Source organism: Luteibacter sp. P1_D3 (assembly GCF_056406135.1).
In genome coordinates, this window is sequence record NZ_JBFUAT010000002.1 from 43,595 (window position 1) to 66,825 (window position 23,231).

Consider the following 23,231-nt stretch of genomic DNA (forward strand, 5'->3'; position numbering starts at 1 on the left):
GTCAATCCTCGATCGGATGGAGCACGGTGTCGGCGCGAAGGGCTTCGATCAGCGCGTCCTGGTCGGTCGGACGCGGCGAATCGAATTCGAGGTACTCGCCGGTGATCGGATGATCGAAACCCAGTTTTTCCGCATGCAGGGCCTGGCGGCGGAATCCGCGCAGGGCGTCGATCAGCTCCTGGCTCGCCCCGCGCGGAAGGCGCAGGCCATTGCCGTAAAGCTGGTCGCCCACCAGGGGATGACCGATATGGGCCATGTGCACGCGAATCTGATGGGTGCGGCCCGTCTCCAGATTGCACTGGATGAGGCTGTGCGCCCGGAAGCGCTCGCGAATGCGGTAATGGGTCACCGACTCCTTGCCGCCATCGATCACGTCACGGACGCCCTGCTTGAGCCGGTCGTGCTGGTGACGCCCGATCGGCTCATCCACGGTGCCGCCGGCGACCATCGTGCCGAGGACGACGGCTTCGTACTGCCGGCGCACCTCGTGGCGGGACAGCATTTCCACCAGGCGGGTATGGGCCGCCAGGGTCTTGGCGACCACCATCAGGCCGGCGGTGTCCTTGTCCAGGCGGTGCACGATACCGCCGCGCGGCAGTTCCGACAGGCCCGGGTTGTGATGCAGGAGGGCGTTGAGCATGGTCCCCGTGGGGTTGCCCGCGCCCGGGTGGACCACGAGGCCCATCGGCTTGTCGACCACCATCAGGTCGTCGTCCTCGAAGCGGATGTCCAGGGCGATATCCTCGGCCTGGGCGTGGACCTCGTTCTCCAGCTCCGCCTCCAGTTCGACCTTTTCGCCGCCCCGGACCAGCTGCCGCGGCGCCGCGCGGGCCCCGTCCAGCAACACTTTGCCTTCCTTGATCCACCCGGAAAGGCGGGATCGGGAATAATCGGGGAACATCTCGGCCACGGTCTGGTCGAAACGCCGTCCAGCGGCCGTTACCGGCACAATGGCTTCATGTCGTAACGTCGTCATACCGCCCCGCCCGGCCCATGGCCGGTTTCGGCTATCATGCCTTTTCGCTCAAGCATCCGAACTCTCTCAATGCGTGTAACTAAGATCACCATTCTGCTCGTCCTCGCCCTGTCGATGAGCGCCTGCTCGATGTTCCGCAGCAAAAAGGAGACGATCGACACGATGCCGGAAGACCGGCTTTTTGCCACGGCTCACAATTCGCTGGAATATTCGGACTATTCGGCCGCCGAAAAGGGCTATCAGCGCCTGATTGCGCGCTTCCCGTCCGGTGACGTCAATGAGCAGGCCCAGATCGAACTGGCCTACGCGCAGTACAAAGACAACAAGCCGGATGACGCGTACTCCACGATTAATCGCTTCATCAAGACGTTTCCGACTCACAAGCATGCAGATTATGCCTATTACCTGCGCGGCATGATCAATTTCGATCGTACCGGCGGCCTGATCGAGCGTTATCTGCAGCGTGGCAACTCGGCATCGACCCGTCGCGACCAGGGTTTCAACCTGACCTCGTTCGACGATTTCAGCCAGCTCACCCGCCGCTACCCGAACAGCGCCTACGCCACGGACGCCCGCCAGCGCATGATCTTCCTGCGCAACCAGCTGGCTCAGTTCGAGGTCAACGTGGCCGAGTACTACCTGCGCACGAAGTCGTACATCGCCTCGGCGGACCGCGCCCAGTACGTGGTCGAGCATTACCAGCAGTCGCCGGAAACGGCCGATGCCCTGGCGATCCTGACGCGCAGCTACCTGGCCCTCGACCGCAAGCCGCTGGCCGAGCAGAGCCGCAAGGTGCTGGCCCTGAACTACCCGAACCATCCCTACCTGACCGACGAATCGTGGCCGCACAGCCCGTCGATCTGGCGCAAGGCGATCCCGTTCTCGGGTCACCATTGATCGGTTGATGCTTCGATCAAACGAAAAAGCCGGCGAAAGCCGGCTTTTTCGTGTTGAGGCGAGGCTCGCGGTGCGTCGCAAGAGCCGGCGGGTGCCACCCTCGGGGCCACGCTGCGGCGTCCCGCCAGGGAGGGCCGCGAGCGCGGCCATTTACCTATTGCCCTACGGGCCGGGCTGGGCGTCGACTGGGGTTTTCCGACTCGACATCCTGTCTCGCGGAAAAGGCCGGCCGTCCTGGCCGGCCCCCTGACGGGCCTGATCCAGCCGACGCCCTCGCCTCCGCTACCGGCCCCGAGGCTGGCACCCGCCGGCTCTTCCCAACGATGAGGTCGATTGAAGGGAGAGCGCCATCGCCGCGTGCACGCGCAACGCAGTTCTTTCCTGTGGGAGCCGCTTCAGCGGCGAACCCTCAGGGCATCGCGCAAGCGAGTGAGGCCTTGCAGTGATGAGGCGAGCGGTTAACCGCCGTCACGATGTGACGCAAAGCCTTGTTCGCGATAGCTGCGTTGAGGGTTCGCCGGCGCAGCCGGCTCCCACACAAGACCTGCGGTGCGCTTGATGGATGCGAGCGGTGCGCTCGACCGCACGAACCTCAGTCTCCGAAAGGGCCGGCGGGTATCGCCCTCGGGGCCGGTAGCGCAGGCGAGGCGTCCCACCGGATGAAGCCCGAAGGGGGTCGGCCAGGACGGCCGACCGTTTTCGCGAGACAGGATGTCGAGTCGGAAACCGCCGGTGGGGCGCCGACCCGGCCCGTAGGGCAATAAGTAAACGGCCGCGATTCGCGGCCCTTCCCTAGCGGGGCGCCGGAGCGTGGCCCCGAGGGCGATACCCGCCGGCTCTTGCGAGGCACCGCGAGCGACGAGAGCAACACCATGCCGCAGGCGAGCCCGCGCGGACGCCTACCGCCAGCCAGAGGTGATCGGATACCTGCGCTCGCGGCCAAAGGCCTTCGTGGTCACACGAGGCCCCGGAGCCGCCTGGCGGCGCTTGAACTCATTGATGAAGACCATGCGGATCACCCGGCGCACGGTGGCGTCGTCGTGGCCGGCGGCAATGATGTCCTCGGCCGAGGCCTCGCCTTCGATGAACTGCTCGAGGATCGCGTCCAGTTCGTCGTAGGGCGGGAGCGAGTCCTGGTCGGTCTGCTCGTGGCGCAGCTCGGCCGAGGGCGGGCGCTCGATGACGGCCAGCGGAATGGCGCCATCGATCGCGGCGCGCCAGCGGGAGAGGGCGAAGACGGTGGTCTTGTAGACGTCCTTGAGCGGCGCATACGCGCCGCACATATCGCCATAGAGGGTGGCGTAACCGACCGCCATCTCGCTCTTGTTGCCCGTGGAGAGCAGGAGCTTGCCGGTCTTGTTGGACATGGCCATGAGCAACACCCCGCGCGCACGCGATTGCAGGTTCTCCTCGGTGATGTCCGGATCGCGACCGACAAAAACCGGGGCCAGGGCGCCGGTAAAGGCCCCGTAGATACCTTCGATCGGCAGCACGTGGTACTCGACACCGAGGTGTTCAGCCTGGGCCTCGGCTTCGCGCAGCGAAAGATCCGAGGTGTAGACCGTCGGCATCATCACGGCGGTGACCTTGTCCTTGCCCAGTGCATCGACCGCCAGCGCGAGAGTCAGGGCCGAATCGATGCCGCCGGACAGGCCCAGCAGGACGCCGGAAAAGTGGTTCTTGCCGATGTAGTCGCGAATACCCCGGACAATGCCCGCATACATGATCGCCTCGGACGAACGCGTATCGGCGGCCGGCCAGTCGATGGCGGCAAGGCGCTTCGTCGCGGTGTCGAATTCGACAGTGAGGAGCATTTCCTCGAAGGATGGCGCACGGGCCATCACCTCGCCATCGGCCTGGACCAGCAGCGAATGACCATCGAAAAGCAGGTCGTCCTGGCCACCGACAAGGTTCACATAGGCGATCGGCAGGCCGGTTTCACGGGCGCGCTGCTTGAGTAAAGCTTCGCGGGTCGCAGCCTGGCGGCGATCCCACGGCGAGGCATTGATGACCAGGATCAGATCGGCGCCGGCCTGCGCGGCGTGGGCCGCCGGCTCCGCTTCCCAGATGTCCTCGCAGATCAGCATGCCGACGTTGACGCCTTCGATGGTGAACACACGGGTGGCTTCGCCGTGCTGGAAGTAGCGCTTCTCGTCGAACACGGTGTAGTTGGGCAGTTCCTGCTTGTGGTACGTCCACTCGATCCGGCCTTCGCGGATGAGTGAGGCGGCGTTGAACACCTCGCCCTGCGAATCCGGGTAGCCCAAGACAGCGGAAATGCCCTTGATCGTCGGCGCCAGCGCGTTGAGTTCCTGATGACAGGCATCGAGGAAGCTCGGCCGCTGGAGCAGGTCCTCAGGCGGGTAACCGGAAAGCGTCAGTTCGGGAAAGGCGACGAGAGAGGCGCCAAGGCGATCGCGCGCCTCGTCGGCCAGTGCCTTGACCCGTCGCGCATTGTCGGCGGTGGCACCCACCGGAAAATCGAACTGGGCCAGGGCGAAGCGGAACGTGGACATGGGGAATCCGTGCGGTCGCGGGGACTGCACATGATAAGGCATGCGCGCGCGGGCTTCCGCCGGCAGGGGCTAGCGCACCGGGACGTCGTAGATCAGGTCGGGTACCGCCGCCGAGGGCAACGAGTAGTGCCACCACTCCGGGGCATAGTTGACGAAACCTTCGGCCGCCATGGCGTCGAGCAGGCGCCGGCGGTTCGCCCGCTGCGCGGGGCTGATCCCCGGGTCGTCGGTGTGCGCCCGCGGATCGAAGAAATCGAAATCCGTGCCCGTGTCGAGTGGCTGACAGGTGGCACCTGCGCAATGGAGCAGGGTCAGGTCGACCGTGGCGCCACGGCTGTGACCGGAGACCGGCGCGATGTATTCGCCGAGCAGCTTGCTCTTGTCGAGGTTCGGATAGTGAGCCGCCTTGGTCCGCGTGTCGGACAGGTCGCCGGCCCAGCGAACGAAGGCCGCGACGGCCCGGGCCGGTCGATAGCAGTCCCACAGACGCAGGCGATAGCCCTGCGCGCGCAGCGTGGATTCCACCCGCGCGAGGGCTTCCGCCGCGGTGGTGCGCAGGTAACACGCGGGAGCCTGGTAGCCATCGACGACCGCCCCCGTGAAATTGTCCGCGCTGGCGTAATGGATGTCTTCGTCGATGTCGGGAACGAGGGTGCGGACGTTTGTCATCCCCGCGGCCGCCGCGGTGGTCGCGGGCGAGAGTCGTGGCGGCTCGGCGGCGAGAAGCGCAGCAGAAGCCAACACACCCAGCACGACCGAAACAACGACCACTAACCGCATGGGAAGGCCTCCGGAATGATGCGCCACCCCGCGCGACGCACAGGCAGCGTAGCCCATCGCCGCCGCGATGCGCAGGACAGGTACCATGCCCTGACGATCATTTTTCCCCGGGAGGGTTGGCGTGATTGAATCGGTCTGGCCGTATCTGGCTGTCATGCTGCTCATCGCGGGTTTCTGGCCGGCGATCGAACGACGCTTTCGCTGGAGAGTGTTCGAGGTACTGCCGCCGATCGTGCTCACCTACCTGAGCGTCACAGCGTTGTCGGTGGCCGGCGTGTGGACGGCCAGCCCCGAGATCCACGCTGCGCAGGGCGTTCTCGTCTCGCGGCTCGTCCCCGCCCTGCTGTTCCTGCTGATGATCAACTGCGACCTGCGCGCGATCTTCGCCCTCGGTCCGCGTGTCCTCGGCGTGTTCGTCTGTACCTCGATCAGCCTGTTCGCCGCCTTCGTTCTGGCCTACCTGATCTTTCGCCACTGGATTCCGGGCGACGGCTGGATGCCGCTGGCCTCGCTTTCAGGCAGCTGGGTCGGTGGCACGGCGAACATGATCGCGGTGAAGCAGGCGATCGGCATGTCGGATACCGCGCTTGCCACGACCCTGCTGACCGACGCGCTCTGCTACTCGATGTGGGTGGTGGTGCTGTTCGCGGTGGCTCGCCTCGCGCCCGCCTTCAATCGATGGACGCGCGCGGTCTCCAGCGCGGACATGATCGTCGCCGATACTGCGCCACGCGCACCGGCGACGGTCGACAGTGTGCTGTTGTGGCTCGGCCTCGCCCTGCTCACGGCGGCGCTCGCCGCGCTGGCGGGCGGCGTCATGTCGGTGGGAAGCATGGTGTCACCGACGACGTGGACCATTCTCATTGCGACGATCGCCGGCCTGGGCGTCGCCCACACGCCACTAGCACGACTGCCGGGCGCACAGTCCGTCTCGAGTGCGATGCTGATCTCCGTCGTCGCCGTCCTCGCTTCGCAGAGCAGCTTCGCAGGCATCGCGGCGGCGCCGATCTACCTGCTTTGCGGCGTAACCGTCATCGCCCTGCATGCGATCCTGCTCTGCCTCTTCGCCCGCCTTTTTCACTTCGACCTGTACCTGTGCGGTATTTCCTCGCTCGCGCACATCGGCGGCGTCGCCGCGACGCCGGTACTGGCAGCGACGYATTCCCGCTCACTGGTACCGGTCGGCATCCTGCTGGCACTCCTGGGTTATATCCTCGGCACGGGCTACGGGCTGGTCGTGGCTGCTGTTTTGTCGAGGCTCGCTTCATGACAAGGTTCTGCGCATGAACATGTTCCGCTATTCGCTGCTGGCCGTGGCCCTGGCGACGGCTGCCGTCACGCCAATGGTTCTTGCCCAGGACATCGCCGCCTCGGGCATTCCCGGCATCACCGATGCCGATCTTTCCGCCACGACGTGGGTCGGTCGCCTGACCGACGCCGACAAGGTTCTTCTCGATGCCGCCGCCATCGCTGCCTTGAACGAGCGCATCGCGCGACTCGATCCGTCGATGCACGACATCCGGCATGTGCCAGCCACCCTTTCGCGTGACCAGGTGAAGGCGTGGATCACGCAACGCTCCGCCCGCCCGACACGAGCACTCGTCGATGGCGACGGTCAGGCGATCGACAGCGGCAGACTCGATGCCATCATGGCCAATGTCGCGGTCGATGCCCTTCCCGCACAGGTCACCCCGCGCTACGGCATGGCGCTGCGCCGCACGGCGCTGCGAAGCTTCCCAACCGAGCTGCGCGCCTTCAGCCATGCTGGCGATACGGATATCGACCGCTTTCAGGAAAGCACCCTTTTCCCCGGTGATCCGCTCGTGGTCGTTCATGCGAGCAAGGATGCGCAATGGGTCTTCGTCGTCAGCCCGAACTACGCGGCCTGGGTGCGTGCCGGGGACATTGCCTTGGGCGACGCAAGACAGGTGTTCGCCCATGCGGACGCCACGCCCTACCGCGTGATCATCGGAGCCAAGCCGCTTACGGTGTATTCGCCCGAAGCGCCCGCGCTCTCGGAACTGCAGCTCGATATGGGCACGCGCGTGCCGCTCGATACGTCGCTACCGGCAGACCAACCGGTGAACGGCCAGAGCCCCTACACCTCATGGGTATTGAGCCTGCCCGTGCGTGATGCGCAGGGCGCGCTGGCGTTCCGGCCTGCCCTGCTCCAGCGCAACCTGGACTCCTCGCCCGCCTACCTGCCACTGACCCGCGCCAACATCATCCGGCAGGCCTTCAAATTCCTCGGCGAACGCTACGGCTGGGGACACGCCTACAACGGACGCGATTGCAGCGGCTTCGTCGCGGACGTCTACCGCAGCATGGGTGTACAGATGCCGCGCAACACGGGCGACCAGGCGACGAGCCCCGGCATGACGCACACGCTGTACACGGCGAAGGACAGCCACGATGTACGCCTCAAGGCGGCCATGGCGCTCGACGTCGGCGACCTGGTCTACATCCCGGGTCACGTGCTGATGGTCATTGGCAAGATCGATGGCAAACCGTATGTGATCCACGATGTGAGCGGCATCAGCTACCGCCAGCCCGACGGCAGCATGCGGCGGGTCAAGCTCAACGAGGTGTCGGTGACGCCGCTGCTGCCGCTGATGTTCAGCGACGATGCCAGCTTCGTCGACCGCATGAGCAGCATCGTCCGCCTTCGCCCATGAAGATCACCGACATCACCCTCGGCATGCTGCGCGTCCCCCTGAAGACGCCGTTCAAGACGGCGCTACGCACGGTGGAGCAGGTCGAGGACATCGTCGTGATGCTGCACACCGACGATGGTCACGTCGGCTACGGGGAAGCGCCTCCGACCGCCGCGATCACGGGGGAGACGCATGGATCGATCGTCCACGCGATCCGACATCACATCGCGCCACGACTCGTGGGCGAAGACCTGACGGACCTCAACCGGATCACCGGCCTGATCCAGGGTGCCATGGCGAACAACGGTAGCGCGAAAGCTGCCGTGGAGATCGCGGTCTACGACCTCTGGGGCCAGCTGCATCGGTCACCGGTGTACAGCCTTCTCGGCGGTGGCACGCCGACGCTCACCACCGATCTGACGATCAGCGTCAACGACGTGGACACCATGGTCGCTGATGCCCTCGCCGCGCTGGACGAGGGGTATACGGCGCTCAAGATCAAGGTCGGCAAGGACGTCGCTACCGACGTTACACGCGTGCGCACGATCCACGACGCTGTCGCGGGACGCGCCGCCCTCCGTATCGACGCCAACCAGGGCTGGACGGCGAAAGACACCGTTCGCGTGCTGACGACCCTGGAAAACGAKGGCGTGGTGCTGGACCTCATCGAGCAGCCCGTACCGGCGCACGATCTCGCCGGCATGCGCTACGTTACCGAACGCGTGAACACACCCGTGATGGCCGACGAAAGCGTGTTTGCACCCGCCGACGTGATGGAGATCATTCGCTTGCATGCGGCCGACATCATCAACATCAAGCTCATGAAGGCCGGCGGCATCACCCAGGCGCTGCGTATCGCCGACATCGCCGCCGCCCATGGCATCCCATGCATGATGGGCTGCATGCTGGAGTCCAGCATCAGCGTGGCCGCCGCCGTGCACGTGGCGATTGCGCGCTCCCGGACGATCACCCGCATCGATCTGGACGGCCCCTCGCTGTGCACGTTCGATCCCGTGGAGGGAGGCGTCCGCTTCGATGGGCCACGCATCACCGTCAGCGATGCACCCGGCCTCGGCATCGGGAACATTTGCGGCTTGGTACCGCTCTAAGCGCAGCGCGTTTTCATCCCAATCAGATCGCCTGACCACCGCACCGGACTTACACCATGCTGCTACGTCGCCTCAGGACCTACTCGCTCGGCCTCGTCACTCTGGGCGTAATCGCCACACTCGGCCTGGCGGCCACCGCGAACGGCTTCGAAGCACCCGCCGCCTGGTCCGTCTCGCGACAGATGGTTGTCGTCACGACGGACGGCTGGGATGTGGATCACGGAAGCCTGCGCACCTATGAGCGCGACGGCACGACCTGGAAGCAGGTGGGAACACCGGCGGACGTGACGATCGGCAAGCACGGGAGCGCCTGGGGCGTCGGCCTTCATCCGGTCCAGCAGGACGGCCCCACCAAGGTCGAAGGCGATGCGCGCAGCCCGGCCGGTATTTTCAGGATCGGACAGGCCTTCGGCTATGCCGAGACCAACGGCACGGCGCTCCCCTACCGAGGCCTCACCGCGTCGGACTATTGCGTGGACGTGACCGACTCGCCTTATTACAACCAGGTGGTCGACACCAGGCAGGTTGGCGAGAAAGCCGTCGCCGGCGCGACCGAACCCATGCGTCGCGACCTCCACCTCAACGGCGACCACGCCTACCGCATCGGCTTCGTCATCGAACACAACCCCGAGGGCCGACGCGGTGCAGGTAGCTGCATCTTCGCGCACTTGTGGCGCTCGCCCACGTCGCCCACCGCCGGCTGCACCGCCATGACCGACGAGACCATGGAGAAACTCCTCGCCTGGCTCGACCCGAAAAAGAAGCCGGTCTTCGTGCTGCTGCCCAAAGCCGAGTACACGCGCCTGCGCGACGCCTGGAACCTCCCCCCGCTCCTGTAGGAGCCGATTTATCGGCGATGCTCTTCAATTCGGCGACGCTCCTCAATCAGGAATCGACACCTCCACCAACCGCTCAAGCAACGTCAACGATTCCTGCCACCCCAGGTAACACTGCTCAACGGGAATCACATCGGGAATGCCCTCCTGCACGATCTGCACGTCGGTACCGCAGGAGACCGCACGCAGGCTGATCGTGGTGACCATGGTGCCGGGCAGATCCGGATCATCGAAGCGATCGTCGTGGACGATCCGCTCGTTCGGAACCAGGTCGAGGTAGGTGCCGCCGAAGCTGTGGCCGTTGCCCGTGGAGAAGTTGGTGAACGACATGCGGTATCGACCGCCGACCCGCGCGTCCAGCTCGTGGACCGTGCAGGTGAAGCCATCCGGCGGGAGCCATTTCGACAGGGCGGCGGCGTCGAGGAAGGCGCGGTAGACGCGCTCGGTGGGGGCGGTGAATACGCGGTGCAGGCGGACGGTGCCGGTCATCAGAATTCTCCTTGGCGAGGTGAAGCCCTCATTCTGTACGACGAACAAGCGGGTGGCGAATCGACATCAACGCGAAACGTCAATTCGCCGATTGAGTGTCGTGGCTTCTTTAACCAAGCAGGTGAGGTCGGGGCCACTCGCCGCGCAGGACACTCTTCCTCAGCGCAACCTGCGCGGCAGTCCTGACCGTCAAGTTAACGCATCGGGACTAACCCCGTCACTCTTCGTAGGGCGTCGTATCAGTAACGAAGAACTCGAAATTATCCGCATTTCGAACAGCCTTCGACCGGTCTTCCTTCGCGAACTTCTCAGCTAACGCCCGCCCGTAGCCGTAATCGGCCGTACCAGGATAGAAAGCGTTGAAGTGGGTGTACTCATGAGCCATCGTGCCGACCCGGGATCCGAAAGCGTCGAATTCCGGTAACGTGAAGAATTTGTCGCAGAAGTAGGTGGTGTAGGTCGAATCAACTTCGACGTGGGCCGGCGTTTCGGGACCAAACCCCGGGGCACCCACATTTGAAGTTCTGTTCAGCAGCAAGCGCACGCTTCACCGTTGCCACCATGGTCTCGAAGACACGTGCGTTATTATTCAGTCCCCACCCGTCGCTGTAGATTTCCGGCTCTGAGTCGTCGTGTGTTCCGAACCAGCGGGCGTACCTCGGGTGAGGCTTGAACACGTAGTGGACCTCACCATCTTCAAATATTCCCACGTAACGTGCGCGTATAAACGACTCCGCCGCCGTCAGACGATAAGACATGGCCAATCTTGCACGGGCGATCGTATTCCTTTGCTCCGCATCGCACTTTAGGTCATCTTCGGCCGCTGTCTTTTCGACGGCGCTCACGAAGTCGTCAAAGGAGATCGAAACAATGCCTGACGAGGCGCTGGACTGAGCCGCGCGAACAAATGGTGCGCGCTCAGCGGCTGACGATCCGTGCGGGTCTGGCTCCCTGTCGAGCGGAAGCACGTATTTGATCCTGTACGCAGAATTCGGCTGAAAGCGATATTCCAGTGCCAGATCAATGGCCTTATCAAGGACTTCGCCGGGATAGATCGTCTTGAATGAGCTCATCGTCAGAGGACCCAGGTTCACCCACGTACCGCGATAGGGAACTTCGCTTCCTGCATCGTCTGTCACGTCGAACATCGATCTCGGGAGCCGCCCGCCGGACTCCACAAACGGAGTGTCCCACTTCATGATCGAGACCGGCTTATCGCCTGTATTTTCGATACGAACAACAACAACAGCCGGGTGCAATGGATCCCGGATGGCGGGCGTACGCAGGCTCACTTCGATGTGCCCTTCCGCAAACGCGGCACCGGTCTCAGCAAGTGTTGACGCCGCCAGGTACAGCGTTACGCGCAGTATGCGTTTTCGACTAGACATGGTCGTCTCCTTCTTGTTTTGGTGATCTACAAGTTAGGGACGAGAGATGCGAGTGAATACGTGATTATTCTGAAAAATGCGGCGGATTTTTGGTGGTTCGACGGGCTGGCCCGCTGCCGCGGGATCGCCGATGAATCGGCTCCCACAATGCCGATGAATCGGCTCCCACATCGGCGCTGAAGCGGCTCCCCCATTGCCGATGAATCGCCCTGCCTAGGGCCAGTACATAAAAAAACCGCGGCCCGGGGGCCGCGGTTTTCGTCACTCGCCGAGGCGGGTGGGTATTACTTCATCAGACCGGCGAGGGTCTTGCCGAGGTCGGCGGGCGACTTGACCGTGGTCACGCCAGCCTTCTCGAGCGCGGCGAACTTGGCTTCCGCCGTGCCCTTGCCACCGGAGATGATCGCACCGGCATGGCCCATGCGCTTGCCCGGAGGAGCCGAGGCGCCAGCGATGAACGAGACGACCGGCTTCTTGACGTACTGGCTGATGAACTCAGCCGCGTCTTCTTCGGCGCTGCCACCGATTTCGCCGACCATGATGATGCCTTCGGTCTGCGGATCGTCCTGGAACAGCTTCAGGCAGTCGATGAAGTTCAGGCCGTTGATCGGATCGCCACCGATACCGATGCAGGTCGACTGGCCGAGGCCTTCGTTCGTGGTCTGGAAGACCGCTTCGTACGTCAGGGTGCCCGAACGCGAAACGATACCGACCTTGCCCGGCTTGTGGATGTGGCCCGGCATGATGCCGATCTTGCACTCACCCGGGGTGATGACGCCCGGGCAGTTCGGACCGACGAGCACGACGTCCGGGTGCGACTTGAGCACGTTCTTCACGCGCATCATGTCGAGCACCGGAATGCCTTCGGTGATCGTGACGATGATCTTGATGCCACCGGCGATGGCTTCGAGGATCGAGTCGGCAGCGAACGGCGGCGGCACGAAGATCACCGACGCGTCGGCGCCGGTCTGGTCGACCGCGTCACGCACCGTGTTGAAGACCGGCAGGTTGATGTGCTCGGAACCACCCTTGCCCGGCGTGACACCGCCGACGACCTTGGTTCCGTAGGCAATCGCCTGTTCGGCGTGGAAGGTACCCTGCTGTCCGGTGAAACCCTGGACGAGGACCTTGGTGTTCTTGTTGATCAGGACGCTCATTTAAATATGCTCCTCAGGCCGCTGCGGCCACGGCCTTCTGGGCCGCATCGTTAAGATCGTCGGCCGGCGTGATCGCCAGGCCCGAGTTGGCCAGGAGCTTGCGACCTTCATCGACGTTCGTGCCCTGCAGGCGCACGATCACCGGGATCTGCAGACCCACTTCCTTCACTGCGGCGATGATGCCTTCGGCGATCAGGTCGCAGCGCACGATACCGCCGAAGATGTTGACCAGGATGGCCTTCACCTTGTCGGACGAGAGGATCAGCTTGAACGCCTCGGAGACGCGCTCCTTGGTGGCACCGCCGCCGACGTCGAGGAAGTTGGCCGGCTCACCGCCCGCCAGCTTGATCACGTCCATCGTGGCCATCGCCAGACCGGCGCCGTTGACCATGCAGCCGATCGTGCCGTCCATCGTGACGTAGTTGAGGTTGTGCTGGACGGCGGCCGCTTCGGCAGCGTCTTCCTGCGTGAGGTCGCGCATCGCCGCGAGGTCGGCGTGGCGGAACTCGGCGTTGTCGTCGGAGTTGACCTTGCCGTCGAGGGCGGCGAGGTTGCCGTCTTCGAGGATGGCGAGCGGGTTCAGCTCGACCAGGGCGAGGTCCTTCTCGTTGAACAGCTTGTACAGGCCAAGCATGATCTTGACGAGCTGGCCGACCTGCTTCGGATTCAGGTCCATCTTGAAGCCGAGCTCACGGCACTGGTACGGCTGCAGGCCTTCGACGAAGTCCACCTGGAAGGTGTGGATGTCTTCCGGCGTTTCAGCGGCGACCTGCTCAATGTCCACGCCGCCGTGCTTGGAGGCGATGAACGAGATGGACTTGGTGTCGCGATCGGTGAGGATCGAGAGGTACAGTTCCTTCGCGATGTCGGTCGCGTCGGTGACCAGGACCAGGTTCACCGGCAGCGCACGGCCGGCGGACTGGTAGGTCTCCATGTTCGTGCCGAGCATGCCCTTGGCGGCATCGCGCACGGCATCGAGGCTACGGCAGAACTTGACGCCACCGGCCTTGCCGCGACCGCCGGCATGGATCTGGGCCTTGACCATCCACTGCGAACCACCAAGGTGCTTGGCGGCGTCGACAGCGGCGTCGGGAGAGTTGGCAACCTTGCCCGGCGGTACGGCAATGCCGTACTTGGCGAACAGTTCTTTAGCCTGGTACTCGTGGAAATTCATTCGATACCTCGAGCGAACGGGAGAAACATGTGGACGCGTGCAGGCCGTAAACGGCTCGCACGGGGATGGGGGATGGAGCGATTGCGCAAGTTTCACGCAATACGGCCGCGTATTTTCCCGGAAGGCGCCCCGGATGGAAAGGGGCGCCGCCGCATTGACGGCGCGGCGCGGCCCGCGGCCCGGTTTTTCGCTGCCGCAGGCGCGTCTTGCCGCGACGGCGTCGGCACCTATACTGAGGGTCATCCAGGCCCCGGGGGGCCCGGCGGAGAAGTACCCACGTGTCCACGCCCGCTTCGACGATAGCCGCAAGGACCCCGGCGAGTCAGGCCACTGCCCGCCACGAACTGTTCTTTTTCAACTACTTCCGCCTCGGCCAGGCGGCGGTCTATACCGCGCTGGCGTTCCATCCGGAGCACCTCAACTGGCCGAACCTGCCTGAACCCCTGTTCGCCCGCCTGTTCGCCCTGGCCTACCTGCTGGCTGCGCTGGTCATGGTCGCGCGCACCCGGCAGTCGCTGAACCGGCCGGTCCTGATCGTCTCGATCGGTCTGTCCCTGGACATTGCCGCGGCCCTGCTCGCTCTCGTGCTCATGCACGACGTGCGCATGGGCGTGGCCATGATGCTGGCGGTCAACCTGGCCACGGGCGCGCTGCTGCTGCCGTTCCGGCTGTCGATGTTCTTCGCTGCCATGGCGACGCTCGGCATGCTGGGCCACTCGTTTTTCGACCTCGGCGACGCCTCCTCCCCGGATCGCGAACTGGCCGAGTACGGCCTGTTCGGCGCGGCCTACTTCGCCTGCACCTCGCTGTGCTTCGTCCTCGGCCGCAACATCCGGGCTTCCGAGGCGCTGGCGGAACAGCGCGGCATCGACCTGGCCAACCTGTCCCAGGTCAACGAGCTGATCATCCGCCGGATGAAGACCGGCGTGCTGCTGGTCGACGAAGGCAACCGCATTCACCAGCTCAACGAGTCCGCCTGGATGCTCATGGGCAACCCGTCGGCCGACCAGCGCGACCTGGGCACCCTGGCCCCCGAGCTCTCGCGGCGGCTCTACCACTGGCGCACGTCGGGCAAGCTGGACGAAAGCGCGACCATGCTGGCCGACGGCACCCCCGAGGTGATCCCACGCTTCTCGCGCCTGGCGCCGAACGATGATTCGCACGTACTGATCTTCCTCGACGACACCTCGCTGGTGTCGCGCCGCGCCGAAGAGCTCACGCTCAGCTCGCTGGGCCGGCTGTCGGCCTCGATCGCCCACGAGATCCGCAATCCGCTGGCAGCGATCCACTATTCGGCCCAGCTGCTCGCCGAATCGACCGATATGAACGACACCGACCTGCGCATGGTCGAGATCATCAACAACCACTGCTCGCGCCTCAACGAGATCATCGAGAACATCCTGCAGTTGTCACGCCGCGAGCGCTCGCGGCCGGAAACCCTCGACCTGAGCCAATGGGTGCACCACTTCGTCACCGAATATCGCCAGGGCAACGACCTGGGCTCGGACATCCTGCGCGCCGTGTCCGGCGGCGAACCCGTAGCGGCCGTGGCCGACCCCCAGCACCTGCAGCAGGTGGCCTGGAACCTGGTGCAGAACGCCCTGCGCTACGGCCGCCTGCCCGGCGAGCCGGCCCGGGTCATGCTGGTCGCCCGCCATTCCGAGGTGGGTATCCCCATCCTCGAAGTGATCGATCGCGGCCCCGGCATCCCGCCCAAGGTCGCCGCGCAGATCTTCGAACCCTTTTTCACCACGCACGAATACGGCACGGGACTGGGCCTGTACCTGGCCCGGCAGATGACGGAAGCCAACCAGGCCGCCCTCGAATATGTCCGCGTGGCGGGCGGTGGCAGCTGCTTCCGGATCAGCCTCACCCCGCCGGCACGCAGCACCTCGACGGCACCCGTGGCGGCGCGGGCGTGAACAGCGCCCTTTGCTCCTGCCGCCCGGACGGTTACATTGGGAACATTCACCGAAGCCTTCGGACCCAATGAGCAAGCAGACCGTTCTGGTCATCGACGACGAGCGGGACATCCGTGAGTTGCTGACCATCACCCTCGGTCGAATGGAACTCGACGTCGACGCCGTGGGGAGCGTCAACGAAGCGCGGAGCGCACTCGCCAATCGCCGCTACGACCTGTGTTTCACCGACATGCGGCTGCCCGACGGCAGCGGCCAGGAAATCATCGAGCTGATCGCGGCCAACCACCCCGATATGCCGGTGGCCATGATTACTGCCTACGGCAACGTGGACGCGGCGGTGAACGCCCTGAAAGCGGGCGCCTTCGACTTCGTGTCCAAGCCGGTGGACATCCACCTGCTACGCCGGCTGGTCCGCACGGCGCTGAAGCTCTCCGAGGAGCGCCGGGCCGAAGCCGGCAGCAAGGGTGGCCCCGGCGCCGACCGCCTGATCGGCGATTCCCAGGCCATGGCCGAGGTCCGCTCGAAGATCGCCAAGCTCGCCCGCAACCAGGCCCCGGTCTACATCGGCGGCGAGTCCGGCGTGGGTAAGGAACTGGTTGCCCGGCTCATCCACGAATTGGGACCGCGGGCCCCCGGCGCGTTCGTGCCGGTGAACTGCGGCGCGATTCCGTCCGAACTGATGGAGAGCGAGTTCTTCGGTCACCGCAAGGGCAGCTTCACGGGCGCCCATGCCGACAAGGAAGGCCTGTTCCAGGCGGCCCAGGGCGGGACCCTGTTCCTCGACGAAGTCGCCGAGCTGCCGCTGCACATGCAGGTCAAGCTGCTGCGCGCGATCCAGGAAAAGGCGGTTCGTCCGATCGGCGGACGCGACGAGATTCCGGTCGACGTGCGCATTCTTTCGGCCACGCACAAGAACCTTGCGGCGCTGGTCGAGGAAGGCCTGTTCCGCCAGGATCTGTTCTACCGCATCAACGTGATCGAGCTGCGTGTACCGCCGCTGCGCGAACGCCGCGGCGACGTCCCTGCGCTTGCCGAATTCATTCTTCGCCAGCTTGCCTCGGAGTCCGGCGGCGCACCGGGCCGCCTGCGCGCCGACGCATTGGCGGCCCTCGAGGCCTACCAGTTCCCCGGCAACGTGCGGGAACTGGAGAACATCCTCGAGCGCGCCATGGCCATGTGCGAAGGCGACACGATCGAAGCCGACGACCTGATGCTCCCGCAGCGTGCGGCCGCCGCCGCGCCCGTAAGCCCGGTTGCACCCGACGCCGTTGCCGCCCAGGGAGGCGCGCCCGCACCGCGTGTCGCCGCGACCGATGGCTCGCTCGAGGATTACATCTCCAACATCGAGCGCGACACGATCATCAAGGCACTGGAAGAGTCGCGCTACAACAAGACGGCGACGGCGAAGAAACTGGGCATCACCTTCCGCGCGCTGCGCTACAAGTTGAAGAAGCTCGGCATCGACTGACGACAGTCACTGGCGGGCTTCGCCACCTGATCCTGCGAGGCCTTTCAGGAAGGCGAGCCCGTCGCTCTAACGCCCGCGATGCGCTGTACGGAGCCTCTCCCACTGCCGGGCCCGCCAGTAGCGATGACCGCGATATCCGGCGACCGCAGCGCCCCAGCAGAGCGCCACGGCGAGGACGGCGTTCAACAGCACGAAGGGGAATAAAGCGGGGTCCCGCACGAAGTCGACATCGGGCGATGGAAGCCCCAGCCACGGTGTGACGAACAAGGGGACGTGCATCACGGCCCGGAACACCTCGAATCCGATACCGTCCACGCATCGCGGATACGCGCATGACGTCTGCAGGGCGAAAAGTATGCTCGTCGCCGTCATGTGCAACACCGAAGCGCCAACAAAGAAGGCCAGCCGTGTACGGCGCCGCATGCGGCGCTCGATGTCATTTACCTTGTCCTGATAACCGTTGGCCATCACACCCTCCCGTCTCGAACGACTATTTCGCGGCGGCGCCGGAAACACGTTTCGGTTGACGGTACGGAGTTAGGCAGCACATCGAAATGGAAGAATTCTGAAAAATCGAGCGAATCGCTCGCGGATCCGCCGCGGCCGCGCTTACCTCGGAAAACCCACCACCGTATCGTTCAGCGGCAACTGCGCAGACCCATGCTGGACCGTCGCGGGCTTCCATCGATCGCCCATGCCAAACAGCTGGCCTTCGCTTTCCGGCCCATAGCTATCGATCTTATCGAACACATACGGCACGCCTTCGGAGCCTTCGAAGGTCGGTGCATTCGCTACCTGGAAATGCAGATGCGGCGCCGCGGAGTTACCGGATTGCCCGAGCGCGCCGATCACCTGCCCACGCACGACGGCATCGCCCGCCTTCACCGTGACGCTTCCACGCTTCAGATGGGCGTAGCCGGCGAAGTTGCCGCCGCCCAGGTCGATGACGACGTAATTGCCGAAGAGACCGTCGAGCGAAAGGGACGTGGGCTCAGCCTGGGCTTCCAGCGGCTTGTGCTCGTCCTCGCCGTCGCGAGCTGCCACCACGGTACCGTTAGCGACCGCCAACACCTCGGCGCCGTAGCCGAACCAGTCGGTATACGTCGTGGCGTGAATGTCCTTGACTGACTTGAACGCCAGCCCCCGCTTGTCGATGCCGACAAAGTCGATCGCGAAACGCTGTGGAATCGTCAGTACGCCGTTCACCGCGACCAAGCTGCCCCAGTGATGCGAATGGGCATTGCCCGGCCCCTCGTGCGCCAGCCACAGGCCGCCCTTCAGCGGCGCGCCGAGGTGGAGCGCCGGACGATTCGATACCTCAACCGGAACGCCATCGACGCGACTGACCTGACCCTTCTCATCGGTGAAAGTAAGACGGTGGCGCAACGTATGCGGCGCAGCGCCCGCCGGCAGGGTGACCCACACGAACACCGTGCTCCGCTTTCCGGCGGCGATGCCTGCCGGCTTGCCCTCGTCGGGCGCTGGCCGGATCGCTGCACCCACACCGGCGTCGTCCAGATGCAGCAACACGCGATCCTGCTCGTCGAGCACATCGAAAGTTCGTGGCCGCAAGGTGCCGGTGTCGCCATAGACATTGGTGACCTGCATCTCGTAGGCAAGATGCGTGGCGCCGTCGCTTCCGGCAAACGGCGACGGTGCGAACGGTACGCGCGCCTCGACAGGGGCCGGCAACGGTACAGGTGCGGCTGAATCGGCAGCGAATGCCGCCACAGTGACGCCCATTAAGCTGATGGCGGCAATCCACAGATGCGGCCACGCGGGCGCGCCCATCCGGCCATTCGATGCGTTCGTCATTCCCTGCCCCTTGCACCGCGCCTGTGGCGGCATAACGCGGAATCTAGGGAAGGCGCCGTCGCTAAGCAAGCGGCGGCGGCCTCACGTGCGTCCGCTGGCTTCCAATGCCTCGCGCACCCTGCGCAACAGCGCCTTGGACTGGATCGGCTTATCGAGGATGTACAGGTGATCCAGCTGCGGTAGCTCATCGAGATTCGGCGGCTTGTCCGGACGCGCGAGGAGCAGCACCGCACCGGTATAGCCGTGATCGAGCAGCGCCGCGAGCGTGCGCACGCCCGTGAACAGATTCATGTCCGCGTCCATGACCACCAGGTCGGGGACACCATGCGCCTCGATCCACTGGAGCGCCGCCGTGCCGCTCTGGCTCGCGCCGGCCTGGTAGCCGTAGGCATCGAGCGTATCGGCTAGCAACGACAGCTGCACGGCTTCTTCGACGACGACGAGTACACGCTCCGCCTCGCCCTGCAGGCTCGACTCCATCACCAGCGGCTCGGCATCCACGCCTTCTTCCGGATTGAGCGGCAGGTAGAGGTGGAACTGCGTCCCTTCACCCAGCTTGCTGCGCACGCGCATGAGGCCGCCATGGCTGGCGACGATGCGCTTGCACGAGAGCAGGCCGAGGCCGGTACCAAGCTCCTTGGTCGTGAAGAACGGTTCGAACAGGCGCTGCAGCACCTCGGGTGTCATGCCGGAGCCGGTGTCGATCACCGAAAGGCGCAGGTAGCGCCCGGGTGCGGGCTGCTCGCCTTCAACGAAGAAATCCTCGGGCAGGTTGGCCTGCGCTGTTTCGACCTTCAGGTGACCACCATCGGGCATGGCCTGGATCGCATTGAGGCAAAGGTTGAGCAGGCACTGCTGCAGCTCGGTGTGATTGCCTTCGAAGGCAACGTCGGGGTCGAAGATGTCGACGTTCATCTCGATCGCGCGGGGCACGCTGCCCTGCATCAGCAGCTTGAGCGCTTCGAGCAGGGCACCGAGCCGCACCTGTTCGGCGCGACGCGCTCCGCGGGCGAACGACAGCATCGAGGAGACCATCTCCAGGCCGCGACGCCCGCAGTCGCGCACCAGGGCACCAAGGCGCGCCAGCCGCGGATCGTCGGCATAATCTTCCAGCGTGTCGCCGGCAAGCAGCAAGGGCTGCAGGAGATTGCGCAAGTCGTGGCTGAGACCCCCTGCAAGGAGGGCCAGGCTTTCGAAGCGCTGCGCGCGAATCAACTCGAGCTCCGCGCGGGCACGTGCGCGCTGCTCTTCGGCTTCGCGCAAGGCGCGGCGCACGGCGGAGGCCAGGCGCGCCGTGTTCTGCTTGAGGATGTAGTCGGTGGCGCCGTTGCGCAACGCGACGATGGCGGCCTCCTCACCCAGCGTCGCCGAGATAAAGATAAACGGTATCTCGGCGCTGCGCTCGCGCAGGATCTGCAGCGCGCGCTCGCCACTGAACGAGGGCATGCTCAGGTCGGACAGCACGATGTTCGGCTCGAAGCTGTCGAGCGCCGCGGTGAACGCCGGCTCGTCGTCGACGAGCATCACTTCGTATTCGAGTCCATCCTGGTCGAGCTCGGTCAACACGAGTTCGGCGTCGAGGGCATTGTCCTCGACCTGAAGGATTCTGACTTTGTTCTCGTACCCGCTCATGCTTATGCCCGTACGCTCTCTGGTTTCGACCGATTACTCGCCATCCGGGCGCTGATTGAGCACGGCCCAGAAATGGCCGAGCGTCTGCACCGCGGTGAAGAACTGTTGCACGTCCACCGGCTTCAGCACATAGGCATTCACACCGAGGTCCCAGCTGCGCGCCAGGTCGCTCTCTTCCCGCGAGGAAGAAAGAATCACCACCGGCAGGCGCTTCCACTTCTCTTCCGTGCGCAGCTGCTTGAGGACTTCCAGCCCATCCATGCGCGGCATCTTGATGTCGAGCAGGATCACCGATGGATCGCCTTCGGTGCGATTTGCGTACTGCCCGCGACGATGCAGCCAGTCCAGGCAATCCACGCCGTCTTCGACATGGACCACGGGATTGGCGAGCTTCGCTTCGCGAAGCGCGTCGATGGCCATCTCGGCATCGGCCATCGAATCTTCGACGAGGAGGATGGTGCGCAGGTCGCGCTGATTCATGTGTCACCCATTCTGGAGCCCGGAACGTCCGAGGCCGGCAAGGAAAAATGGAAGGTGGCGCCGCTGTCGAGCTCGCCTTCGGCCCAGGTGCGGCCACCATGGCGCGCGATGATCCGCCGCACGTTGGCAAGGCCGATGCCGTTGCCGGGAAATTCGGACGCACGGTGCAGCCGCTGGAACACGCCAAACAGCTTGCCCGCGTATTGCATGTCGAAGCCGGCGCCATTGTCGCGCACGGCGAATTCGTAGTCGCCCGCCGGGGTGCGGTCGAGTGTCACTTCGATCTGCGCACGCTCGCGATTGCCGGTGTACTTGACCGCGTTGCCGAGCAGGTTCTGCCAGACCGTGCGCAGCATGTTTTCGTCGCCGATCACGATCGGCAGCGGCGAGACTTTCCAGTCGATGCGGCGGTCACGCGCGTCGATTTCGACCAGGGCGCGCGCCTCTTCGACCAGGGACTGCATGTCCACCGGCTGCAGGCGCAAGGCGCCGCGGCCCAGGCGCGAGAACACGAGCAAGTCGTCGATGAGCTGGGCCATGCGGCGCGAGGAACTGCTGATCACGTCGATGTAATGCCGTGAGCGCTCATCCGCCTTGTCGCCGAGCTGGGTTTCCAGTTTGCCGGCGAAGCCGGAGATGTGGCGCAGCGGCGCGCGCAGGTCGTGCGAGACCGAGTAGCTGAAGGCTTCGAGCTCACGATTGACGTCCGAGATCTGCTCGACCTTGCCTTCGAGCTGGCGATTCAACTCGCTGACCTTCTGCTCCACCAGGGCTCGCGCGGTGATGTCGCTGACCGTGAGCAGCAAGGCGGGGGCGGTGCTTTCAGGCTGTTCGATACGACGGGCATTGATCACCACGAAGCGGTCGATGCCATCGACGGTACGCTGGGTGAGCTCGTAGTCCCAGAGCTCCCGGTCGCGCGCGAGCACGTCGGAGAGGCGCTGCAGCAGGGCGGTATCCTTCCACGCCCCGTGGCCGATCGCTTCCAGGGGCGAGTTGTGGTCTTTCTCGGCGTCATAGCCGTAGACCTCGGCGAAGGCCGCATTGACCAGCAACGCCCGCAAGTTGCCATCGAGCATGGCGATCGGCTCACGCACGGCCTGCAGGATCAGCTGCGACCGCTGCACGGCCTGCGCCACACGGGACTCGGCGGCAAGGCGAATGGCGATCTGCCGCTCGGAAACGAAGACCACGATACCGAGCAGGGCGATCTGGGCCAGCGCCGCCACCAGCAGGACGATGCGGTTGCTGGCCGCGAGATCCTGGGCGACCTGGCGCCGCGCCTCGAGCAGTTTGGACTCTTCGTCGAGGATCTCCTTTACCTGGTCGCGGAAGGGAAACAGCCGGCGTGAATCCTCCATGGTGGCGAACGCGGCCGCGCGATCGCCGGCCTGGAGTTGCTGCATGGCCTTGTCGAACATGCCGATGCGCCCGTTGGCGATCGATTCCAGGCCGCCCAGGCGGGTGAGCTGCTGGGCGTTGTCGCGCATCATCTCGCGCAGGTTGGCGACCAGTCCGGGCAGCACCTTGTGGGGCGCATCGATGCGCACGGTGAGATCCGGCGCGTCCGGGCCACCCGCCACGCGGGTATACACCGCCGCTTCGGCGCTACGAAGGATGGCATCGAAGCGATAGACCGTGGCCTTGATATCGGCCGTATGCGTCACCCAGTCGCGCGAGTTGAGTGCGTCTTCGGAACTCGAGCGCGTGACGGCATAAGGCAAGGCGACGATGACCAGTACGGCCGCGAGCAGGCCCGCGAGACGCCAACGCCATCCGGTACGGAACATCATGCTGTGGTCATCCCCGCAACGCGTCCTGCCCGTGAAGGACCCTTATTGTAGACGCCACGCGCCTCGCTTCGATGTTCGCCTCGATGTTTTGGCATAACAGGACCTTGGACACGATGACGGGTGCGCCGTCCTGCTCCGCAGGCCG

The 23,231-nt window shown here is 64.8% G+C and carries 20 protein-coding genes; 7 read left to right on the forward strand and 13 right to left on the reverse strand.

Going from position 1 to position 23,231, the window contains the following annotated elements; all coding sequences use genetic code 11:
* Position 1 precedes the first annotated feature (1 nt).
* Complete coding sequence (gene rluD, locus AC1DYM_RS02290) at positions 2 to 976, reverse strand: 23S rRNA pseudouridine(1911/1915/1917) synthase RluD (RefSeq protein ID WP_477335561.1); 975 nt, start codon at positions 974 to 976, stop codon at positions 2 to 4.
* A gap of 69 nt (positions 977 to 1,045) precedes the next feature.
* Between rluD and AC1DYM_RS02295 the strand changes: the two genes are divergently transcribed.
* Positions 1,046 to 1,873, forward strand: coding sequence for an outer membrane protein assembly factor BamD (locus AC1DYM_RS02295; RefSeq protein ID WP_477335563.1), 828 nt, complete (start codon positions 1,046 to 1,048; stop codon positions 1,871 to 1,873).
* Positions 1,874 to 2,772: 899 nt separating this feature from the next.
* Here AC1DYM_RS02295 and AC1DYM_RS02300 read toward each other — a convergent pair.
* On the reverse strand, positions 2,773 to 4,389 hold the full coding sequence (locus AC1DYM_RS02300; protein ID WP_477335565.1) for an NAD+ synthase: 1,617 nt from the start codon (positions 4,387 to 4,389) through the stop codon (positions 2,773 to 2,775).
* A 69-nt stretch (positions 4,390 to 4,458) separates the two neighbouring features.
* Complete coding sequence (locus AC1DYM_RS02305) at positions 4,459 to 5,169, reverse strand: M15 family metallopeptidase (RefSeq protein ID WP_477335567.1); 711 nt, start codon at positions 5,167 to 5,169, stop codon at positions 4,459 to 4,461.
* 121 nt (positions 5,170 to 5,290) lie between these two features.
* Here AC1DYM_RS02305 and AC1DYM_RS02310 point away from each other — a divergent pair, with 121 nt between their 5' ends.
* Genes AC1DYM_RS02310 through AC1DYM_RS02325 form a run of 4 tightly spaced genes read left to right on the forward strand, consistent with a single transcriptional unit; the run spans position 5,291 to position 9,771 of the window.
* Positions 5,291 to 6,439, forward strand: coding sequence for a DUF819 family protein (locus AC1DYM_RS02310; protein ID WP_477335569.1), 1,149 nt, complete (start codon positions 5,291 to 5,293; stop codon positions 6,437 to 6,439).
* A 13-nt stretch (positions 6,440 to 6,452) separates the two neighbouring features.
* Complete coding sequence (locus AC1DYM_RS02315; protein WP_477335571.1) at positions 6,453 to 7,844, forward strand: C40 family peptidase; 1,392 nt, start codon at positions 6,453 to 6,455, stop codon at positions 7,842 to 7,844.
* Positions 7,841 to 8,932: a dipeptide epimerase gene (locus AC1DYM_RS02320; protein ID WP_477335573.1), complete on the forward strand. Its 1,092-nt coding sequence runs from the start codon at positions 7,841 to 7,843 to the stop codon at positions 8,930 to 8,932. The genes AC1DYM_RS02315 and AC1DYM_RS02320 overlap by 4 nt, the downstream gene beginning before the upstream one ends.
* A gap of 56 nt (positions 8,933 to 8,988) precedes the next feature.
* Positions 8,989 to 9,771 (forward strand): L,D-transpeptidase family protein, encoded by a 783-nt coding sequence (locus AC1DYM_RS02325; RefSeq protein ID WP_477335575.1) that lies wholly within the window; start codon positions 8,989 to 8,991, stop codon positions 9,769 to 9,771.
* A gap of 42 nt (positions 9,772 to 9,813) precedes the next feature.
* On the opposite strand, the gene AC1DYM_RS02330 is transcribed toward AC1DYM_RS02325, so the two are convergent.
* The 5 genes from AC1DYM_RS02330 to sucC form a co-directional block, all read right to left on the reverse strand.
* Positions 9,814 to 10,257, reverse strand: coding sequence for an SRPBCC family protein (locus AC1DYM_RS02330; RefSeq protein ID WP_477335577.1), 444 nt, complete (start codon positions 10,255 to 10,257; stop codon positions 9,814 to 9,816).
* Between the two features lie 217 nt (positions 10,258 to 10,474).
* Positions 10,475 to 10,801: a M35 family metallo-endopeptidase gene (locus AC1DYM_RS02335; RefSeq protein ID WP_477335579.1), complete on the reverse strand. Its 327-nt coding sequence runs from the start codon at positions 10,799 to 10,801 to the stop codon at positions 10,475 to 10,477.
* Entirely contained in the window at positions 10,722 to 11,645 is a 924-nt protein-coding gene (locus AC1DYM_RS02340; protein WP_477335581.1) for a hypothetical protein, read from the reverse strand. The genes AC1DYM_RS02335 and AC1DYM_RS02340 overlap by 80 nt, the downstream gene beginning before the upstream one ends.
* 284 nt (positions 11,646 to 11,929) lie before the next feature.
* Positions 11,930 to 12,802 carry a succinate--CoA ligase subunit alpha gene (gene sucD, locus AC1DYM_RS02345; RefSeq protein ID WP_036137555.1) on the reverse strand — a complete coding sequence of 291 codons (873 nt, stop codon included), beginning with the start codon at positions 12,800 to 12,802 and terminating at the stop codon, positions 11,930 to 11,932.
* Positions 12,803 to 12,815: 13 nt separating this feature from the next.
* Entirely contained in the window at positions 12,816 to 13,976 is a 1,161-nt protein-coding gene (sucC, locus tag AC1DYM_RS02350) for an ADP-forming succinate--CoA ligase subunit beta (RefSeq protein WP_046968821.1), read from the reverse strand.
* A gap of 278 nt (positions 13,977 to 14,254) precedes the next feature.
* Here sucC and AC1DYM_RS02355 point away from each other — a divergent pair, with 278 nt between their 5' ends.
* Positions 14,255 to 15,898: a sensor histidine kinase gene (locus AC1DYM_RS02355; RefSeq protein ID WP_477335584.1), complete on the forward strand. Its 1,644-nt coding sequence runs from the start codon at positions 14,255 to 14,257 to the stop codon at positions 15,896 to 15,898.
* 67 nt (positions 15,899 to 15,965) lie between these two features.
* Positions 15,966 to 17,366: a sigma-54-dependent transcriptional regulator gene (locus AC1DYM_RS02360; protein ID WP_477335586.1), complete on the forward strand. Its 1,401-nt coding sequence runs from the start codon at positions 15,966 to 15,968 to the stop codon at positions 17,364 to 17,366.
* Between the two features lie 66 nt (positions 17,367 to 17,432).
* On the opposite strand, the gene AC1DYM_RS02365 is transcribed toward AC1DYM_RS02360, so the two are convergent.
* The 5 genes from AC1DYM_RS02365 to AC1DYM_RS02385 form a co-directional block, all read right to left on the reverse strand.
* Positions 17,433 to 17,834: a hypothetical protein gene (locus tag AC1DYM_RS02365; RefSeq protein WP_477335588.1), complete on the reverse strand. Its 402-nt coding sequence runs from the start codon at positions 17,832 to 17,834 to the stop codon at positions 17,433 to 17,435.
* 141 nt (positions 17,835 to 17,975) lie between these two features.
* Complete coding sequence (locus AC1DYM_RS02370) at positions 17,976 to 19,181, reverse strand: M23 family metallopeptidase (protein ID WP_477335590.1); 1,206 nt, start codon at positions 19,179 to 19,181, stop codon at positions 17,976 to 17,978.
* Between the two features lie 81 nt (positions 19,182 to 19,262).
* Positions 19,263 to 20,813: a response regulator gene (locus tag AC1DYM_RS02375; RefSeq protein ID WP_477335592.1), complete on the reverse strand. Its 1,551-nt coding sequence runs from the start codon at positions 20,811 to 20,813 to the stop codon at positions 19,263 to 19,265.
* A gap of 33 nt (positions 20,814 to 20,846) precedes the next feature.
* The gene (locus AC1DYM_RS02380) at positions 20,847 to 21,293 is read right to left on the reverse strand and encodes a response regulator (protein ID WP_046968827.1); all 447 of its coding nucleotides are present in this window, start codon (positions 21,291 to 21,293) and stop codon (positions 20,847 to 20,849) included.
* Positions 21,290 to 23,086 carry a sensor histidine kinase gene (locus AC1DYM_RS02385; RefSeq protein WP_477335595.1) on the reverse strand — a complete coding sequence of 599 codons (1,797 nt, stop codon included), beginning with the start codon at positions 23,084 to 23,086 and terminating at the stop codon, positions 21,290 to 21,292. Before AC1DYM_RS02385 ends, AC1DYM_RS02380 begins: the two co-directional genes overlap by 4 nt.
* Positions 23,087 to 23,231: the final 145 nt, after the last annotated feature.

Coding starts and splice junctions, on each gene's coding strand:
- AC1DYM_RS02295 (WP_477335563.1), top strand. CDS start 1,046: ATGCGTGTAACTAAGATCACCATTCTGCTCGTCCTCGCCCTGTCGATG.
- AC1DYM_RS02315 (WP_477335571.1), top strand. CDS start 6,453: ATGAACATGTTCCGCTATTCGCTGCTGGCCGTGGCCCTGGCGACGGCT.
- sucC (WP_046968821.1), bottom strand. CDS start 13,976: ATGAATTTCCACGAGTACCAGGCTAAAGAACTGTTCGCCAAGTACGGC.
- AC1DYM_RS02330 (WP_477335577.1), bottom strand. CDS start 10,257: ATGACCGGCACCGTCCGCCTGCACCGCGTATTCACCGCCCCCACCGAG.
- AC1DYM_RS02305 (WP_477335567.1), bottom strand. CDS start 5,169: ATGCGGTTAGTGGTCGTTGTTTCGGTCGTGCTGGGTGTGTTGGCTTCT.
- AC1DYM_RS02375 (WP_477335592.1), bottom strand. CDS start 20,813: ATGAGCGGGTACGAGAACAAAGTCAGAATCCTTCAGGTCGAGGACAAT.
- AC1DYM_RS02300 (WP_477335565.1), bottom strand. CDS start 4,389: ATGTCCACGTTCCGCTTCGCCCTGGCCCAGTTCGATTTTCCGGTGGGT.
- AC1DYM_RS02380 (WP_046968827.1), bottom strand. CDS start 21,293: ATGAATCAGCGCGACCTGCGCACCATCCTCCTCGTCGAAGATTCGATG.
- AC1DYM_RS02385 (WP_477335595.1), bottom strand. CDS start 23,086: ATGATGTTCCGTACCGGATGGCGTTGGCGTCTCGCGGGCCTGCTCGCG.
- rluD (WP_477335561.1), bottom strand. CDS start 976: ATGACGACGTTACGACATGAAGCCATTGTGCCGGTAACGGCCGCTGGA.
- AC1DYM_RS02370 (WP_477335590.1), bottom strand. CDS start 19,181: ATGACGAACGCATCGAATGGCCGGATGGGCGCGCCCGCGTGGCCGCAT.
- AC1DYM_RS02360 (WP_477335586.1), top strand. CDS start 15,966: ATGAGCAAGCAGACCGTTCTGGTCATCGACGACGAGCGGGACATCCGT.
- AC1DYM_RS02340 (WP_477335581.1), bottom strand. CDS start 11,645: ATGTCTAGTCGAAAACGCATACTGCGCGTAACGCTGTACCTGGCGGCG.
- AC1DYM_RS02365 (WP_477335588.1), bottom strand. CDS start 17,834: ATGGCCAACGGTTATCAGGACAAGGTAAATGACATCGAGCGCCGCATG.
- sucD (WP_036137555.1), bottom strand. CDS start 12,802: ATGAGCGTCCTGATCAACAAGAACACCAAGGTCCTCGTCCAGGGTTTC.
- AC1DYM_RS02325 (WP_477335575.1), top strand. CDS start 8,989: ATGCTGCTACGTCGCCTCAGGACCTACTCGCTCGGCCTCGTCACTCTG.